A 17,143-nucleotide genomic window follows, 5' to 3' on the forward strand; every position below is an offset into this window, starting at 1 on the left:
GGATGACCGACAGGGGGCGCCTGCGCCGCAGCCTCAGCCGGTGGGCCAGCAGCAGCGACCAGGACGCGCGTGACCTCCAGAAGACCTACGCCGGGCCCGGCACGAACACCATCGGGGGCGCGCCCGACCGCGAGCAGGTGCGGCTGCGTGGCACCCTGCGCACGGTCACGCTGCGGCCGCGCGGCGGCGTACCGGCCCTCGAGGCGGAGCTGTACGACGGCTCGGGCGTCCTCACCCTCGTCTGGCTGGGCCGGCGCCGGATCGCCGGCATCGCACCCGGCCGCTCGATCCAGGTCCAGGGCCGGATCGGCCGCCACGACGGCGTACGGGTGCTCTACAACCCGCGCTACGAGCTGATGCCGTGAGCGGCGCGGAGCGGCCGGCCACCCCGGCGGCGGTCACCGCCGAGACCGTCGAGGCGATGGTCCGGGCCCAGATGGCGACCGCGCTCGGCGGCCGCCGCGGCATGGTGGAGGCCGGGATCCCGGGCCTGCTCTTCACGCTGCTGTGGCTGACCACCAAGGACCTCCAGGTGGCCCTCGTCGTCAGCCTGGTCGCGGCCGGGCTGGCGCTGGCCGCGCGGCTGGTGCAGCGCACCACCCTCCAGTACGTCTTCAACGCCCTCTTCGCGATCGGCATCGGCTGGGTGTTCGTGCGGATCGCGGCCGGGTCCGGCGGGTCCGAGTCCGACCAGGCCCTCGCGTTCTTCCTGCCCGGCATCCTGATCAGCCTCGGCTACACGATCGTGATGGCGACCTCCTGCCTGGTCGGCTGGCCGTTCGTCGGGTTCATGCTCGGCAGCGTCACCGGCGACCCGACCGCCTGGCACGGCGACCGCCAGGTCGTCCACCTCTGCACCCGGCTCACCTGGCTGTTCCTCCTGCCGGGCGCGATCGGCGTGCTGCTCCAGGGGCCGGTCTGGCTGCTGGGCTGGAGCGACGTGATCGACGTCGACCTCGCCGTGCTGCTGCTCGGCATCCTGCGGCTCGGCCTGGGCTGGCCGCTCCGCATCGGCGCCTGGGGCGCGATGATCTGGCTGCTCGCGCGGGACGCCACGCCGATCGAGTCCGACGCCGACCGGGGCACCTCCGCCGGCTGATCGGTGCAACGCTGGCCCCCCCGTCGGACGACGTAGGGGTGTGAGCGACCTGAGGCTGGACGACGCGGACCCCCCGCTGCTCGAGGAGACCTACCGCGAGCAGTGGCTGCCGCTGGTGCGGCTGGGCTTCCTGCTGACCGGATCGCGCGAGACCGCCGAGGACGTCGTGCAGAGCGCGTTCGCCTCGGCCCAGTCGCGCTGGGACCGGATCGACGACCCCCCGGCGTACCTGCGCCGCAGCGTCGTCAACCTCGCCAAGGACGGGCAGCGGCGCGAGTTCCGGCGTCGTCGCCTGCCCGCCGACGCCGAGCCGGTCACCGCCATCCCGGAGGTCGACGAGACCTGGGCGCTCGTCCGCCGGCTGCCGACCACGCAGCGGGCCGTCGTCGTCCTGCACTTCTACGAGGACCTCCCGCTCGTGGAGATCGGCCGGCTGCTGGACCGGCCGGCCAGCACCGTGCGCTCGGACCTGCGCCGCGCCCTCGCCCGACTCCGGAAGGACCTGCCATGACCCCGCTCGACCACGACGACGTCGAGGACGACCTCGACCAGCGGCTGCGCCGCACCCTGACTGCTGTCGCCGACACCGTGCAGGGCGACCCGGGGGCCGTCCCGGCCGCCGCCCGCCGTCGTCCGCGGCGCCGCCGGGGGCCGCTGGTCGCCGCCGGTGCGGCGGTCGCCGCCCTCCCGCTCGCCGCTGCCGCGGTGGTCGGGTTCGGCCCCGAGCACGTCGACCGGATCCCGCCCGCGGACCCGATCCTCAGCGACAGCCTGGACGGGCAGCGCTACTGGGTCGTCGACGGCAGGCAGGTGCCGCGCTGCGAGGGCCACCCGTCCGGCATCGAGCTGGTCCTCGAGGAGAACAACACCGTCGGCCAGGAGTGGAACACCACCGGGGCGTTCTTCGGCAGCCCGACGCGCGACGGGTGCCCGCCGACCGCCCCGCGGAACCCGCCGGAGCACACCTACGACGCCGACGGCGGCTCGGTGATCGGCGACGGCTTCCTCTGGATGGGTGCCCTCCACCCCGACGTGGACCAGGTGCGGGTGTCCCTCGGCGGCGGTGACCCGTTCGACGCCGCGACCTTCGAGCACGAGGGCGGTACCTACTACGTGCTCGAGGTGCCGCCCGGCACCGCCGCGTTCACCGTCGACTACCTGGTCGACGGCCGGGTGCTCGTGCCGCCGGTGGGCGAGCGCGCCGAGCACGTCGTACCGCGCGGTTGACGCGGCCGTCGGGGGCCTGCTCGGGTGGCCCCATGGCAGACCCCCACGACGAGGCGGCCCTGGGCTGGGTGGCCGTGACCTACGGCGGGCTCGCGGACCTGCTGGCGGCCGACGAGGACGCCTGGGACGCCGCGTCGCTGTGCGAGGGATGGCGGGTGCGCCACGTCGTCGCGCACGTGACGATGCCGGTGCGGCTCACGCCCGAGTCGTACGGCGCCGAGATGGCGGCCGCCGGCGGTGACTTCGGCGTGCTGTCCGACACCGTGGCGGCCCGGGACGCCACGCTGCCCGCCGCCGACCTGCTCGACCAGCTCCGGTCGCCGGACCTGCACGCATGGCAGCCGCCCGGCGGGGGAGCCGTCGGCGCGCTGACGCTCGCGGTCGTCCACTCCCTGGACGTGACCGTCGCGCTGGGCCGGCCGCCGGTCGCGCCTCCCGAAGCGGTGAGCGCGGTCCTCGACCAGCTGGTCGTCTCGGGCGGGGCGTGGTTCGGCGTCGACCCGGCCGGGGTGCAGCGGGAGGGCGCCGACCCCGGCAGCCTGGTCGCCCTGCTGAGCGGCCGGACGCTGCCCGATGGCCGGTCGCTGCCGCGTGCCTGACGCGGCGGCCGCGGCGCGGCGTACTGGGCAGGGGGACTTCCCAGGGTCTCCTGCAACTTCCCAGCGACTGCAGGGGCTGGGGAGTTACGGGATCCCCGGTGAACCGGGGATCCCGTAACTCCCCAGCAGCGACCCCCTCAGCCCCCGTGCGCGGAGGGCGCGAGCAGCCGCTCGAGGTCGTCCTCGCCGTCGGCGTGGACGACGAACAGCAGCTCGTCGCCGGACTCGACCGGCTGCTCGGGGTCGGGCACGTAGACCTGGCCGTCACGCAGGATGGTGACCAGGGCGCAGTTCTCCGGCAGCGGGATCAGCCCCGTCGGCTTGCCGACGTACGGCGAGTCCGCGGGCAGCGTCATCTCGACCAGGTTGGCCTGGCCCTGGCGGAAGGTGAACAGCCGCACCAGGTCGCCGACCGTGACCGCCTCCTCGACCAGCGCGGACATGATCCGCGGGGTCGAGACGTTGACGTCGACGCCCCAGGCCTCGGTGAACAGCCACTCGTTGTTGGGGTGGTTGACCCGCCCCACCGTGCGCGGGACGCCGAACTCGGTCTTGGCGAGCAGCGAGGTGACCAGGTTGACCTTGTCGTCGCCGGTCGCGGCGATGACGACGTCGCACTGGTCGAGCCGTGCCTCCTCGAGCGAGGAGAGCTCGCAGGAGTCGGCGAGCAGCCACTCGGCGTCGGGCACCCGCTCGGGCTTGATCGAGTCGGGGCTCTTGTCGACCAGCAGCACCTGGTGGCCGTTCTGGATCAGCTCGCGGGCGATCGAGCGCCCCACAGCGCCGGCGCCGGCGATGGCGACTCTCATCAGTGCTCCTCGGGTCCGCGCTCGATGACCTGGTAGGCGTGCGCGGCGTTCTCCTCGCGCATCACCAGGTGGACCAGGTCGCCCTCCTGGATGACGCTCTCCCGGGACGGGAGCATGCCCTCGCCGAGCCGGTCGATCCACGCGATCCGGCTCATCGACTGCTCCTGGAAGACGACGGTCCGCTGGCCGACCCAGCGCTCCGGCATCGGCACCTGGTCGAGCCGGACGGTGCCGGACGGGTCGCGGTAGTCGGGCTCGGCGCCGACGGGGAGCAGCCGGCGCAGCACCTGGTCGGCCGTCCACTTCACCGTCGCGACGGTGGTGATGCCGAGCCGCTGGTAGACCTCGGCGCGGCCCGGGTCGTAGATCCGCGCGACGACCTGCTGGATGCCGAAGGTCTCGCGCGCCACGCGGGCCGCGATGATGTTGGAGTTGTCGCCCGAGGAGACCGCCGCGAACGCGTCGGCGCGCTTGATCCCCGCCTTCTCCAGCACCTCCTGGTCGAAGCCGATCCCGGTCACCTTGTCCCCGTTGAAACCGGGGCCGAGGCGCCGGAAGGCGTCGGGCTCGCTGTCGATGATCGACACCGTGTGGTTGCGGTCCTCGAGGCTGCGGGCGAGCGTCGAACCGACGCGGCCACAGCCCATGATCACGACATGCACGGGTGAACCGTATCCCTTCGGCGCCGGGGATCTCGCCGTTGTCGTACCGTGTGCGCTCGTGGGTGCCGGTGACGTCTCGAAGCGGATCCTGCTGGGACGCAAGCTCCGCAGCTCCCAGCTGGGTGAGACGCTCCTGCCCAAACGCATCGCGATGCCCGTCTTCGCCAGCGACGCGCTCTCCTCGGTGGCCTACGCACCCGACGAGGTCTTCATCATGCTCTCGCTCGCCGGGGCCTCGGCGTACGTCTGGTCCTGGAAGATCGCGCTCGCCGTCGCCCTGGTGATGGCGGTCGTGATCGCCTCCTACCGCCAGACCGTGCACGCCTACCCCAGCGGCGGTGGCGACTACGAGGTCGCGATGGTCAACCTCGGGCGCAGCGCGGGCACGACGGTCGCGAGCGCGCTGCTGGTCGACTACGTGCTCACCGTGGCGGTCTCGATCTCCTCGGGGGCGCAGTACGCCGCGTCCGCGATCCCGGCCCTGGAGGGCCACGAGGCCACCGCGGCGTCCCTCGCGGTCGTCGTGCTGATGGCGATGAACCTGCGCGGCATCCGCGAGTCCGGCCGGTTCTTCGCGGTCCCGACGTACGCGTTCATGGTCGCGATCCTCGGCATGTGCGCCTACGGGTTCCTCCGGATGGTCACCGGCGACCTGCCCGACGTCGAGAGCGCCGATCTCGTCATCCAGCCGGAGGCCGGCCTCGACCAGCCGCTGACGACGCTCGGGCTCCTGCTGCTGCTGGCCCGGGCGTTCTCGTCCGGCTGCGCGGCGCTCACCGGAGTCGAGGCGATCTCCAACGGCGTGCCGGCGTTCCAGCGTCCGAAGAGCAAGAACGCCGCGACCACGCTGCTGCTGCTCGGCCTGATCGCGATCACCATGATGGTGAGCGTCATCGTCCTGGCCCGCCAGATGGGCGTGCGGATGGTCGACCCGCACGACCTGGACCGGCTCTCGCGCGACGGCGAGCCGGTGCCGCCCGACTACGACCAGCACGCCGTGATCGCCCAGATCGCCCGGGCCGTGTTCGACGGCTTCGACCCGGGCTTCTACTTCGTGATCACGGTGACCGGCGTCATCCTGGTGCTGGCGGCCAACACGGCGTTCAACGGGTTCCCGGTGCTGGGCTCGATCCTGGCCCGGGACGGCTTCGCCCCGCGCGCGCTCGGCTCGCGCGGCGACCGGCTGGCGTACAGCAACGGCATCGTCTTCCTCGCGGCGATGGCGATCGTGCTGATCCTGGCCTTCGACGCCGAGCCGACCCGCCTGATCCAGCTCTACATCGTCGGCGTCTTCGTCTCCTTCAACCTCAGCCAGCTCGGCATGATCCGGCACTGGACCCGCCACCTGGCCACCGAGCGGGACCCCGCCGCGCGGCGGAAGATGACCCGGTCGCGAGCCATCAACACCGTCGGGCTGGTGATGACCGCGGTGGTGCTGGTGATCGTGATGATCACCAAGTTCCTCGCCGGCGCGTGGATCACCATCCTGGCGATGGCCGGCTTCTACATGCTGATGCGCGGCATCCGGCGCCACTACGACCACGTCGCCCTCGAGCTCGCCGCCGACGAGGACGACAAGGTGCTGCCGACCCGGGTGCACGCGATCGTGCTGGTCTCCAAGCTGCACAAGCCGACCCTGCGGGCGCTCGCGTTCGCCAAGGCCACCCGGCCCAGCTCCCTGGAGGGCGTGTACGTCGCCACGGACGACGAGGCGACCCAGCAGCTCCTCCAGGAGTGGGACGAGCGGCGGATGGACGTGCCCCTCAAGGTCCTGCACTCGCCGTACCGTGAGCTGGTGCGCCCGGTCGTCGAGTACGCCACCGAGATCCGTCGCGCCAACCCGCGCGGCGTGGTCGCCGTCTACATCCCGGAGTACGTCGTCGGGCGCTGGTGGGAGCAGCTGCTGCACAACCAGACCGCGCTGCGGCTCAAGGGCCGGCTGCTGTTCACCCCGGGCGTCATGGTCACCTCGGTGCCGTTCCAGCTGCGGTCCTCCCAGATCGCCCGCGAGCGCGAGCTGCGCGACGACCTCCGGGTCCGCCCGGGCGACCTGCGGCGCGGCAAGGTCGACGAGCGCAGCCGGAAGGACCCGCGGTAGCCGTGGGTCACCGCCATCCCCGGACCCGGAAGCCGCGCGGGCGCTCCCGCGTCGGCGAGCGCTTCGAGGCGGAGGTCGGCCCGGTCGCCCACGGCGGGCACTGCGTGGTCCGGCTGCCCGAGCCCGAGAGCCGGGTCGTCTTCGTCCGCCACGCGATCCCGGGGGAGCGCGTCGTCCTCGAGGTCACCGAGGGCACCGACGGCGACCGGTTCTGGCGGGCGGACGCGGTGGAGGTGCTCGCGGCGTCCCCGGACCGGGTGGTGCCGCCCTGCCCGTTCGCGGGCCCGGGCCTGTGCGGCGGCTGCGACTTCCAGCACGTGCGGCTCGGGCGGCAGCGCGAGCTGAAGGCCGACGTGGTCCGCGAGCAGCTCTCCCGGCTCGCCGGCCTCGACGTCGCGGTGACGGTCGAGGGCGTGCCGGGCGACGTCCCCGAGGTGGAGCTGGGCCTGCGCTGGCGCACCCGTCAGCAGTACGTCCACCTGGCCGACGGCGGCATCGGCATGCGCCGGCACCGCTCGCGCGACGTCATCCGGATCGACGACTGCCGGATCGCCCACCCCGACGCCCGCGAGCCCGCCCCCGGCACGGTCGTCGAGGAGGTCGACGGGCGCCGCTTCGAGGTGGCGGCCGACGGGTTCTGGCAGGTGCACCCGGGCGCCCCGCAGACGCTGGTCGGCGCCGTCCTCGACGCGCTCCGCCCGCAGCCGGGCGAGACCTGCCTGGACCTGTACGCCGGCGTGGGGCTGTTCTCGCGGTTCCTCGCCGACGCGGTGGGGGAGTCCGGCCGGGTGGTCGCGGTCGAGGGGGACCGGCAGGCCTCGGCGCTGTCGGCGCTGAACGTGTCGACGGCCGACGTACGCGCTGGGGACGTCGGCGAGGTGCTGGCCACGGCGTACGACGACCCCTTCGACCTCGTCGTCCTCGACCCGCCGCGCGAGGGCGCGCGCCGACCGGTCGTCGAGCAGGTCGTGGCCCGCCGGCCCCGAGCGGTCGCGTACGTCGCGTGCGACCCGGCCGCGCTGGCCCGTGACGTGGGGATCTTCGCCGAGCACGGCTACCTGCTGCGGTCGCTGCGCGCACTCGACCTGTTCCCGATGACGCACCACGTCGAATGCGTCGCCCTGCTGGAGAAAACAGACCCTGACCTGCGCTGATGCGATCTGGGCTCTCGGGCTTGGGTCCCGAGAACGGGCCTTGAGGCTCACTCGGGCTCACTTTGAGTTCTCAGGCTCGGGTTGTGACGCCTCCCTCGCTCTGTTGGAGAGTCCGTTGTGGCCACAGGCCGGCGGAACGCGTGGGGTGAAACGTCCTGGAGCGCGGCGAGGTCTGCGTAGTCGGCGAGGTGGCGGATATGCCCCAGCCGGCCCGGGACGTTGGTGGGGAAGGGCCACGTGCCGTTGCGCGTGATGAACACTGCGTCGAGGTCGTTCGGTGTCTGGCCAACCTTGCGTCGGCGTAGCAGCACTGCAGCCCAGTCCGGGAGCGCGATGGGGGGATCGCGGCGTGGGTCTTGCCGTAGTCGACCTGCTTGCCTTTCGAGGTGATCTGGCCGTCCACCACCAGCCACGGGAACCACCCGTCGTCGTCCGGCCGTTCGGGAGGCGGCGTCAGCTCGATGTCGGACCATCGAAGGGCGAGCAGTTCGCCGATTCGCATGCAGCAGGCGGTGGGACCTGCACCGTGTTCGTCTGACCCATACGGGTGCGCGGGCGATGGGTCCTTCTTCGAGTCGGTTCTCGCAGATCACTCGAAGGATCACCCGGTGGCCGTCCTCCTTGTGGGAGACAGGCTCACCGCGGTGTCGTCGTACACCACTCATGTGGACTCCACTAGTGACGCATGCCCGGTCGTTCTGGGGGCGAAAGGCAGTTGTTCGGCACATCGATCGTTCCTAGCGTCGAAGTCAGTCGTTTCGCCTCGGCTCGGCTCCTCGACGAAAGGCACGCCATGACGTCTCGGGAACAACGACCACCGGCTTCTCCGCCAGATTCGGGGGCGGGCCGCACGGCTATCAGTTGGACGTCGATGGCGATCCTCATCGCCACCGCCGTCGCCAGTGTGCGCGGGCTGCCGGCCATGGCCGCCTACGACTGGTCGTCGATCTTCCTCTACGTGCTGCCGGCGATCCTGTTCATGGTGCCGGTGGCGCTGGTGGCCGCAGAGCTGGCCAGTGGCTGGAAGGGCGGGGTCTTCGTCTGGGTCAAGGAGGCCTACGGCGACCAGATCGGGTTCTTCGCGATCTGGCAGCAGTGGATGCAGAACGTCGCGTGGTACCCGGCCCAGCTGGCCTTCTTCGCCTCGGCGCTGGCCTACGTGTGGGATCCGAGCCTGGCCAACTCCGGGCTCTTCACCGGCCTGGTCATCCTGGTCGTGTATTGGGTCTCCACCCTCATCGCCACGTTCGGCGTCGACGCGTTTGCCAAGGTGGGCACGTGGGGCTTCCTGATCGGGACGCTCGTCCCGGCCGCGGCCCTGATCGTCTTCGCGGTGGCCTTCGTCGCCGACGGAGGTAAGTCGCAGCTGCCCGCGGTCAGTGACGCGGAGTGGTTCCCGAAGTTCACCGGCCTGGCGAGCATCGTGCTGATCGTCAGCAACTTCCTCTCCTACGCCGGCATGGAGATGAACGCGGTCCACGTGACCGAGATGCGCAGGCCCGCCAAGGAGTTCCCGAAGGCCATCGTCCTCTCCGTCGTGCTGATCCTGTTCGTCTTCATCCTGCCGACGCTCGCCATCTCGGTCGGCGTGCCGGGGTCCAGCGTCAACCTGACCCAGGGCGTGCTGCAGGCCTTCGACGTGTTCTTCAACCATCTCGGGATCTCCTGGGGGACCACGGTGATGGCGTTGCTGATCGTCATCGGGATCCTCGCCTCGGTGGTCACCTGGATCCCCGGGCCGAGCAAGGGTCTGCTCCTCGTGGGCAAGGAGGGCTACCTCCCTCCCCGCCTGCAGGGCACCAACAGCCGGGGCATGCAGGTCCCGATCATGGTCGCCCAGGGACTCATCGTCACGGTCCTGTCGATCCTGTTCGCGGTGCTGCCGTCGGTGCAGTCGGTCTTCTGGATCCTCACCGCCATGGCCGTCCAGCTCTACCTGATCATGTACATGATCATGTTCCTGGCGGCCATGAAGCTCCGCCGTACGCGCCCCGACGTCAAGCGCGGCTTCCGGTCGCCGGCGATGCCCGTCGTCGGGACGATCGGGTTCGTGGCCAGCCTGGCGGCCTTCATCCTGGGCTTCGTCGAACCCTCGGGGAACGCCGACTCGACACCACAGAGCATCTACATCCTGATCCTCGTCGCCGGCATCGTGCTCCTCGCTGTCTGGCCGTTCGTCCTCTACCGGCTGCGGAAGCCGGAATGGAAGATCGACCCTGCCCCGGACGGCACCGATGCCCACGGCCCGCAGGGTCCTGGTCAGGGTCAGGAGGCCTGAGTCCGATGATCGCCACGCAAGCACGAGCACTCCGCTCCTCCGTGGGAGCGGCCGGCCTGGTCCTCGCCGTGGGGCTCGGGGTCACCGGCTGCTCCGCCGCAGGGAGCGCATCCGACTCCGGCAGCGACGAGGCACGCACTCTCGCCGGCCAGCTCAACGACCGCCTGGCCGCGAGCGGCCTGCCCACGATCGACGCCGAGACGGCGGCCTCGCTCTACGGCACCGACGGTGGCGTGAGCTGCGAGAACGTCGGCGAGCTCCAGCAACAGCTGGCCCTCTCGCAGTTCGGCAACAACGCGAACAACCTCCGCCGCGTGGTGCTGGACCCCAGCCTCGTCAACTACGACCTGGCCGTCATCGATACCTACTGCCCTGACCAGCTCGCCGACTTCGAGGACCTCGTCGAGGAGCTCGACACCGAGGACACGGTCCCGACGCCGTAGGACCTGGTCGGCGAGAGCCGGCCCCCCCCACCGCAGACGCGACCGAGCAGCAGCCATGCATGACCCACCGACCCGCGCGAGCACGCGCGGACCATGAGGAGTCGACCCACATGTTGCACCACAAGAACTCAGTCCGAGACGCTCTCGAGGACGACGTCTTCGCCTCGACCGACCTGTCGACCGCGATGCCGAAGTACAAGTTTCCCGCCGACGAGCACGTTCCTCGGCACGCGTTCCAGGTGGTGCGCGACGAGCTGATGCTCGACGGGAACTCACGTCAGAACCTGGCGACGTTCTGCCAGACGTGGGTCGAGCCCGAGATCAACGAGCTGATGACGCTGTCGGTCGACAAGAACATGATCGACAAGGACGAGTACCCGCAGACCGCCGAGCTGGAGGCACGCTGCGTGCACATGCTCGCCGACCTCTGGAACAGCCCGGATGCGGCCGACACGATGGGGACCTCGACCACCGGTTCGAGCGAGGCCGCCATGCTCGGCGGGATGGCGCTGCTGTGGAAGTGGCGCGAGCGCCGACGTGCCGCGGGGCAGCCGACCGACCGGCCCAACCTCGTCACCGGACCGGTCCAGATCTGCTGGCACAAGTTCACCCGCTACTGGGACATCGAGCACCGTGAGATCCCGATGGAGGGCGACCGGTTGATCATGAACCCCGAGGAGGTGCTGAAGCGGGTCGACGAGAACACCATCGGGGTGGTCCCCACGCTCGGCGTGACCTTCACCTGTCAGTACGAGCCCGTGGCCGACGTGGCCGCGGCGCTGGACAAGCTCGAGGCCGACTCCGGGCTCGACATCCCCATGCACGTCGACGGCGCCAGCGGGGGCTTCATCGCCCCGTTCGTCGAGCCGGACCTCCTCTGGGACTTCCGGCTGCCCCGGGTGAAGTCGATCAACGCCTCGGGACACAAGTTCGGGCTGGCCCCGCTCGGCGTCGGCTGGGTGGTGTGGCGCGACGCCGCGGAGCTTCCGGACGACCTGGTCTTCCACGTCAACTACCTCGGCGGCGACATGGCGGTGTTCGCGCTGAACTTCTCACGCCCCGGCGGCCAGATCGTCGCGCAGTACTACAACTTCCTCCGCCTCGGCCGGGAGGGCTACCGCAAGATCCACCAGGCGGGCTACGACACGGCGCGCTACCTCTCCGACGAGATCGCGGCCATGGGCCCGTTCGAGATGATCTACGACGGTCGCGGCGGCATCCCTGGACTCACCTGGAAGCTCAAGGAGGGGGTCGACCACGGGTTCAACCTCTTCGACCTCGCTGACCGGCTGCGCACCCGCGGGTGGCAGGTGCCGGCGTACACGCTGCCGCCGCACCGCGAGGACCTGGCGATCCAGCGGGTCCTGGTGCGTCACGACTTCAGTCGCGACATGGCCAGCTTGCTGCTCGATGACTACCGGCGGTCGCTCGAGACCCTCGAGAAGCATGGCCTGAAGGAATCGCTGGGGGCCGACGAGGGGACCTCCTTCCACCACTGACGACCGGAGCGACGAGACGCCCAGCGTCGGCCCACGCCGGGCCGACGCTGGGCGTGCGACGCTGACCACCTCCGCAGGAGCCAGCCGAGCCCGTCGAAGCGCGCCACACGTCCCGCCGAGCGCGCGGGTGCCCACTGGAAACACAGAGCTGATGCCTCAGGAGGATCCATGTGCCGGTTGTTCGGGATGCACGCGGGGCGCACGCCGCGACGAGCGACGTTCTGGCTGCTGAGCGCACCGGACAGCTTGGCCGAGCAGAGCCATCGGATGCCCGACGGCACGGGACTGGGGGTCTTCGGGGTCGACGGCCACCCCGTCCTGGAAAAGCAGCCGCTGCCCGCGTACGACGATCGTGCGTTCGCCACCGAGTCCAAGGACCTGGCCAGCACCACCTTCGTGGCCCACGTGCGCTACGCGACCACCGGCCCGGTCCGGCCTGAGAACACCCATCCCTTCGCGCAGGACGGACGCCTGCTCGCCCACAACGGTGTGGTGGAGGACCTGGACCGACTCGAGGACCGCCTGCGAGACCTCGACGCGATGAGCCTGGTCCACGGGCAGACCGACTCCGAGCGGGTCTTCGCGCTGATCAGCGCGGAGGCGCGTCGCAACGGAGGGGACGTCGGCGCCGCCATCACCGCTGCACTGAGCTGGATCGCGGAGAACCTGACGCTGTACGCGGTCAACATCATCCTGGCCACCCCCACTGACCTGTGGGCGGTGCGCTACCCCGACACCCACGAGCTCCACGTGCTCGAGGTCTCCGGCCGAGACGGCCTCGACGCGCTCCAGCACGGCACCAACCGGATCAGCACGCGCAGTGAGGAGCTCGCCGGCCAGCGCAGCGTCGTGATCGCCAGTGAGCCGATGACCGACGACCCCGGCTGGCGGCTGCTGGACTCGGGAGAGGTTCTCCACGTCGGCCCGGACCTGGACGTGCACAGCTCCAGCCCGCTGCCTGCGCATCCCGCCCACCTCCGGGCGATCGGCGACCTCGATCGGGACACGGCGCTCGCCCAGCATCCCGGTGGTCACGAGGGCCTGGCCGCGGGCCATTAGGCCAACACCGCGCCTCACAAGCGATCACGTGCAAGTCCTTCGATGCTCACTTCGGGTCGCGCTCGCGCACCGCCGAGCCCGGCGGACGTACGTCGCTGGGCGTCCGCGCACGACATCGTCGTCTTCGACCGCGGCCGGATCCCGGTGACAGTCATGGATCAGTACCTCGAGGCCCGCGCTCGCGGCGAGATCTGACACTGCGGTCGCCTGCGACAGCCGGTGCCCGCTGACACGAGGGCTCGGAATGGGCTCGCTTTGATCCGCAAACGTCCTCAGCGGCTTGCTGGCGCCCTCAGACCTCTCAGGTGGCATCGCTGCAGGTCGGAGGGCAGTTTGTTCATGGAGTGAGCCAGTCGCACAGGATCGTTCTCACGCTCAGGCCCATCGACGTGTTCCCCGATGACACACCACGTCGAATGCGTAGCGCGCTGGTGCCGGCGTCCTAGCCGAGCAGGAGGCCCTTGGCCCGGTACGACGGGTCGACGAGGACGTGGTGGAGCGGCCGTTTGACGCCCTGGTAGGTCTGGACGGCGACGAAGAGGGCGGCTCTCGCCCCCGGCACCTTGCCCAAGGCGTCGCGGTCGCCCGAGGTGCGCGCCGCGAACCACAGGCGGTGCCGCGACACCCCGACGAGCCGCAGCGCCCCGACGGCCGCCAGCGCGGCCGGCGCGGCGTTGGCCGGGACGGCGGCCCGGAGGTCGGCCAGGATCGAGGGATAGGCGTCGAGCAGGGGGTCCTGGGCGCCGAACACGTCGGTGTCGGAGGTCCGGTCGGGCCGGACCGACGCCGGCCGGGCGCCGGTGCGCCAGCGGACGTCCGTGACCTTCGCCCGAGTCACCTCCGACGCTCGACGTGCCAGCAGCTCGCCGAGCGGGCCCGCCAGCGCGTCGCGGCAGCGGGCCGGACCGACGACGGTCAGCACGGTGCCGACGAGGGCGAGGTCGCACTCGTGCCAGGCGACGCCGAGCGGGCTGGTCGCCAGCTCGTCCGAGGTGACGATCTCCCCGGCCCAGAGGCGACGGAGGCGGACGGCGAGGGCAGGCGGCGTCAAAGGCATGGCCGCACTCCAGCAGGGGGCGCCGACATCGGCGTACGCCCTGCCGGACTTCTCAGGGAGAACCTGATGTTCCGGGGCATCGCGATGGGCCCCGAACATCAGGTTTCCCCGGATCACCGGGGAATCCGGCACCCCCTCCGGACTCCAATTGTCCACCCCCTCGACGTCGTGTATCTTGACGTCAAGAGATATCGCGGCGGCGGTTGGGTACGGCAAGATTGAGTGCGACCCACCGACGTCATCGCAGCAGCGACAGAGGAGATGAACGGCCTTGGCCAGTCAGGACAGCTTCGGTGCGAAGAGCACCCTGGACGTGGACGGCACGTCCTACGAGATCTTCCGCCTCGACGCGGTCACCGGTGACGGGCTCGACGTCGCGTCGCTGCCGTACAGCCTCAAGGTCCTGCTGGAGAACCTCCTGCGCACCGAGGACGGCGCGGACATCACCGCCGAGGACATCAAGGCGATCGCCGGCTGGGACGCCGACGCGGACCCGAGCAAGGAGATCCAGTTCACGCCCGCCCGCGTGATCATGCAGGACTTCACCGGCGTCCCGTGCGTCGTCGACCTCGCCACCATGCGCGAGGCGATGGCCGACCTGGGCGGCGACCCGGCCCGGATCAACCCGCTCGCCCCGGCCGAGATGGTCATCGACCACTCCGTGATCGCCGACGTCTTCGGCACCCCCGAGGCCTTCGAGCGCAACGTCGAGATCGAGTACGAGCGCAACCGCGAGCGCTACCAGTTCCTGCGCTGGGGCCAGGGCGCCTTCGACGACTTCAAGGTCGTCCCGCCGGGCACCGGCATCGTCCACCAGGTCAACATCGAGCACCTCGCCCGCACCGTCTTCACCCGCGAGGTCGACGGCGAGCTGCAGGCCTACCCCGACACCTGCGTCGGCACCGACTCCCACACCACGATGGTCAACGGCATCGGCGTGGTCGGCTGGGGCGTCGGCGGCATCGAGGCCGAGGCGGCCATGCTCGGCCAGCCGGTCTCCATGCTCATCCCGCGCGTCGTCGGCTTCAAGCTCAACGGCGACCTGCCCGAGGGCGCGACCGCCACCGACCTGGTGCTCACGATCACCGAGATGCTGCGCAAGCACGGCGTCGTCGGCAAGTTCGTCGAGTTCTACGGCCCCGGCGTCTCCGCGCTGCCGCTGGCCAACCGCGCCACCATCGGCAACATGAGCCCCGAGTTCGGCTCCACGATCGCGGTCTTCCCGATCGACGAGGAGACCATCAAGTACCTCGAGCTCACCGGCCGCCCGGCCGAGCAGCTCGCGCTGGTCGAGGCGTACGCCAAGGAGCAGGGCCTCTGGCACGACCCGGCCGCCGAGCCGCGCTTCTCCGAGCGCCTCGAGCTCGACCTCGCCACCGTGGTGCCGAGCCTCGCCGGGCCCAAGCGTCCCCAGGACCGGGTCTCTCTCTCCGACGCCAAGGAGGCGTTCCGCACCGCCCTGGTCGACTACGTCTCCGACGGCCGGACCGGCGGCGAGGACCGCAAGCCGGGCGTGCCGCAGCAGGAGCAGCCCGCGGGCGTCGCCTCCAAGGTCGACGAGGCCTCGGCCGAGTCCTTCCCCTCCAGCGACGCGCCCGCGTCCAACGGCAGCGGCGGCCACGGCGGCGGCAACGGCGCCGGCGCCCCCGACGACTGGCACGACCACGCGGCGGCGGGCGAGGGACGTCCCTCGGTCAAGGCCAAGGTCACCCTCGAGGACGGCACCGAGTTCGAGCTCGACCACGGTGCGGTCGCGATCGCGGCGATCACGTCCTGCACCAACACCTCGAACCCCTCGGTGATGATCGCCGCGGCGCTGCTGGCGAAGAAGGCCGTCGAGAAGGGCCTGGAGCGCAAGCCGTGGGTCAAGACGACCCTGGCCCCCGGCTCCAAGGTGGTCTCCGACTACTACGAGAAGTCCGGCCTCACGCCGTACCTCGACAAGCTCGGGTTCAACCTCGTCGGCTACGGCTGCACCACCTGCATCGGCAACTCCGGTCCGCTCATCCCCGAGGTCAGCCAGGCCGTCAACGACCACGACCTCGCGGTCGTCTCGGTGCTGTCGGGCAACCGCAACTTCGAGGGCCGGATCAACCCCGACGTGAAGATGAACTACCTCGCGTCCCCGCCGCTGGTGGTGGCCTACGCCCTGGCTGGGTCGATGGACGTCGACCTGTTCAACGAGCCCCTGGGCCAGGACCAGGACGGCAACGACGTCTTCATGCGCGACATCTGGCCGTCGGCCGCCGAGGTCGAGGAGGTCGTCGCCAGCGCGATCACCGCCGAGATGTTCGACGAGGGCTACTCCGACGTCTTCGCCGGCGACGAGCAGTGGCGCTCGCTGCCCACCCCCGACGGCAAGACGTTCGCCTGGGACGAGGACTCGACGTACGTCCGGAAGCCTCCGTACTTCGACGGCATGCCCGACGAGCCGCAGCCGGTGACCGACATCGACGGCGCGCGGGTGCTGCTCAAGCTGGGTGACTCGGTGACCACCGACCACATCAGCCCCGCCGGCGCGATCAAGAAGGACTCCCCGGCCGGCCGCTACCTCGCCGAGCACGGCGTGGGCCAGCGCGACTTCAACTCCTACGGCTCGCGCCGCGGCAACCACGAGGTGATGATCCGCGGCACCTTCGCCAACATCCGGCTGCGCAACCAGCTGGCCCCCGGCACCGAGGGCGGCGTGACGCGCGACTTCACCGCCGGCGGCGAGGTGACCACGGTCTTCGAGGCCTCCGAGCACTACCTCGAGGCCGGCACGCCGCTGGTGGTCCTCGCGGGCAAGGAGTACGGCTCCGGCTCGTCGCGCGACTGGGCGGCCAAGGGCACCTCGCTGCTCGGGGTGAAGGCCGTGATCGCGGAGTCCTACGAGCGGATCCACCGGTCGAACCTGATCGGCATGGGCGTCATCCCGCTGCAGTTCCCCGAGGGCGAGACCGCCGAGTCGCTGGGTCTCACCGGCGAGGAGGAGTTCTCGATCTCCGGGATCACCGAGCTGAACGAGGGGCGCACGCCGCGGACCGTCAAGGTCACGGCCGGCGACGTGGAGTTCGACGCGGTCGTCCGCATCGACACCCCCGGCGAGGCCAACTACTACCGCAACGGCGGCATCATGCAGTACGTCCTGCGGAACCTCCGGAAGGCCTGACCCGGATC

At 70.9% G+C, this 17,143-nt stretch carries 16 protein-coding genes; 13 read left to right on the top strand and 3 right to left on the bottom strand.

The genetic code is table 11. The annotated features are described in order from the left end of the window. The first annotated feature begins 2 nt into the window (after positions 1 to 2). From H4O22_RS07905 to H4O22_RS07925, 5 genes are read left to right on the top strand one after another with little or no spacing between them, the layout of a single operon-like run. The gene (locus H4O22_RS07905) at positions 3 to 365 is read left to right on the top strand and encodes an OB-fold nucleic acid binding domain-containing protein (RefSeq protein ID WP_182526457.1); all 363 of its coding nucleotides are present in this window, start codon (positions 3 to 5) and stop codon (positions 363 to 365) included. After that, a complete protein-coding gene (locus H4O22_RS07910; protein ID WP_244963154.1) occupies positions 362 to 1,099 on the top strand; it encodes a DUF3159 domain-containing protein in 738 nt (245 codons plus the stop codon). Before H4O22_RS07905 ends, H4O22_RS07910 begins: the two co-directional genes overlap by 4 nt. Positions 1,100 to 1,139: 40 nt before the next feature. Further along, on the top strand, positions 1,140 to 1,610 hold the full coding sequence (locus H4O22_RS07915; RefSeq protein ID WP_244963155.1) for a sigma-70 family RNA polymerase sigma factor: 471 nt from the start codon (positions 1,140 to 1,142) through the stop codon (positions 1,608 to 1,610). Next, entirely contained in the window at positions 1,607 to 2,326 is a 720-nt protein-coding gene (locus tag H4O22_RS07920; protein ID WP_182526458.1) for a hypothetical protein, read from the top strand. The genes H4O22_RS07915 and H4O22_RS07920 overlap by 4 nt, the downstream gene beginning before the upstream one ends. 32 nt (positions 2,327 to 2,358) lie before the next feature. After that, entirely contained in the window at positions 2,359 to 2,925 is a 567-nt protein-coding gene (locus H4O22_RS07925; RefSeq protein ID WP_182526459.1) for a maleylpyruvate isomerase family mycothiol-dependent enzyme, read from the top strand. 137 nt (positions 2,926 to 3,062) lie between these two features. Here H4O22_RS07925 and H4O22_RS07930 read toward each other — a convergent pair whose 3' ends face one another. Beyond that, positions 3,063 to 3,734 (bottom strand): potassium channel family protein, encoded by a 672-nt coding sequence (locus H4O22_RS07930; RefSeq protein ID WP_182526460.1) that lies wholly within the window; start codon positions 3,732 to 3,734, stop codon positions 3,063 to 3,065. Continuing rightward, the gene (locus tag H4O22_RS07935) at positions 3,734 to 4,381 is read right to left on the bottom strand and encodes a potassium channel family protein (protein WP_227466276.1); all 648 of its coding nucleotides are present in this window, start codon (positions 4,379 to 4,381) and stop codon (positions 3,734 to 3,736) included. Before H4O22_RS07935 ends, H4O22_RS07930 begins: the two co-directional genes overlap by 1 nt. A 73-nt stretch (positions 4,382 to 4,454) precedes the next feature. Here H4O22_RS07935 and H4O22_RS07940 point away from each other — a divergent pair, with 73 nt between their 5' ends. From H4O22_RS07940 to H4O22_RS20880, 7 genes are all read left to right on the top strand, one after another. Further along, positions 4,455 to 6,494, top strand: coding sequence for an APC family permease (locus H4O22_RS07940; RefSeq protein ID WP_244963156.1), 2,040 nt, complete (start codon positions 4,455 to 4,457; stop codon positions 6,492 to 6,494). 2 nt (positions 6,495 to 6,496) lie between these two features. Beyond that, a complete protein-coding gene (locus tag H4O22_RS07945; RefSeq protein ID WP_182526463.1) occupies positions 6,497 to 7,648 on the top strand; it encodes a class I SAM-dependent RNA methyltransferase in 1,152 nt (383 codons plus the stop codon). 793 nt (positions 7,649 to 8,441) lie between these two features. Next, a complete protein-coding gene (gadC, locus tag H4O22_RS07950) occupies positions 8,442 to 9,926 on the top strand; it encodes a glutamate/gamma-aminobutyrate antiporter GadC (RefSeq protein WP_182527028.1) in 1,485 nt (494 codons plus the stop codon). A gap of 5 nt (positions 9,927 to 9,931) precedes the next feature. Continuing rightward, complete coding sequence (locus tag H4O22_RS07955) at positions 9,932 to 10,369, top strand: hypothetical protein (RefSeq protein WP_182526464.1); 438 nt, start codon at positions 9,932 to 9,934, stop codon at positions 10,367 to 10,369. Positions 10,370 to 10,479: 110 nt separating this feature from the next. Further along, the gene (gad, locus tag H4O22_RS07960) at positions 10,480 to 11,868 is read left to right on the top strand and encodes a glutamate decarboxylase (protein WP_182526465.1); all 1,389 of its coding nucleotides are present in this window, start codon (positions 10,480 to 10,482) and stop codon (positions 11,866 to 11,868) included. A 168-nt stretch (positions 11,869 to 12,036) separates the two neighbouring features. Beyond that, complete coding sequence (locus H4O22_RS07965) at positions 12,037 to 12,927, top strand: class II glutamine amidotransferase (RefSeq protein ID WP_182526466.1); 891 nt, start codon at positions 12,037 to 12,039, stop codon at positions 12,925 to 12,927. Between the two features lie 42 nt (positions 12,928 to 12,969). Further along, positions 12,970 to 13,122, top strand: a complete 153-nt coding sequence (locus H4O22_RS20880; protein WP_182526467.1) for an Lsr2 family DNA-binding protein — start codon at positions 12,970 to 12,972, stop codon at positions 13,120 to 13,122. 247 nt (positions 13,123 to 13,369) lie between these two features. Here the strand turns inward: H4O22_RS20880 and H4O22_RS07975 are convergent, their stop codons facing one another. Beyond that, positions 13,370 to 13,984 carry a hypothetical protein gene (locus H4O22_RS07975; RefSeq protein WP_182526468.1) on the bottom strand — a complete coding sequence of 205 codons (615 nt, stop codon included), beginning with the start codon at positions 13,982 to 13,984 and terminating at the stop codon, positions 13,370 to 13,372. Positions 13,985 to 14,255: 271 nt separating this feature from the next. Here H4O22_RS07975 and H4O22_RS07980 point away from each other — a divergent pair, with 271 nt between their 5' ends. Continuing rightward, a complete protein-coding gene (locus tag H4O22_RS07980; protein WP_182526469.1) occupies positions 14,256 to 17,135 on the top strand; it encodes an aconitate hydratase in 2,880 nt (959 codons plus the stop codon). Positions 17,136 to 17,143: the final 8 nt, after the last annotated feature.

The organism is Nocardioides dongkuii, from assembly GCF_014127485.1.
GTDB lineage: Bacteria > Actinomycetota > Actinomycetes > Propionibacteriales > Nocardioidaceae > Nocardioides > Nocardioides dongkuii.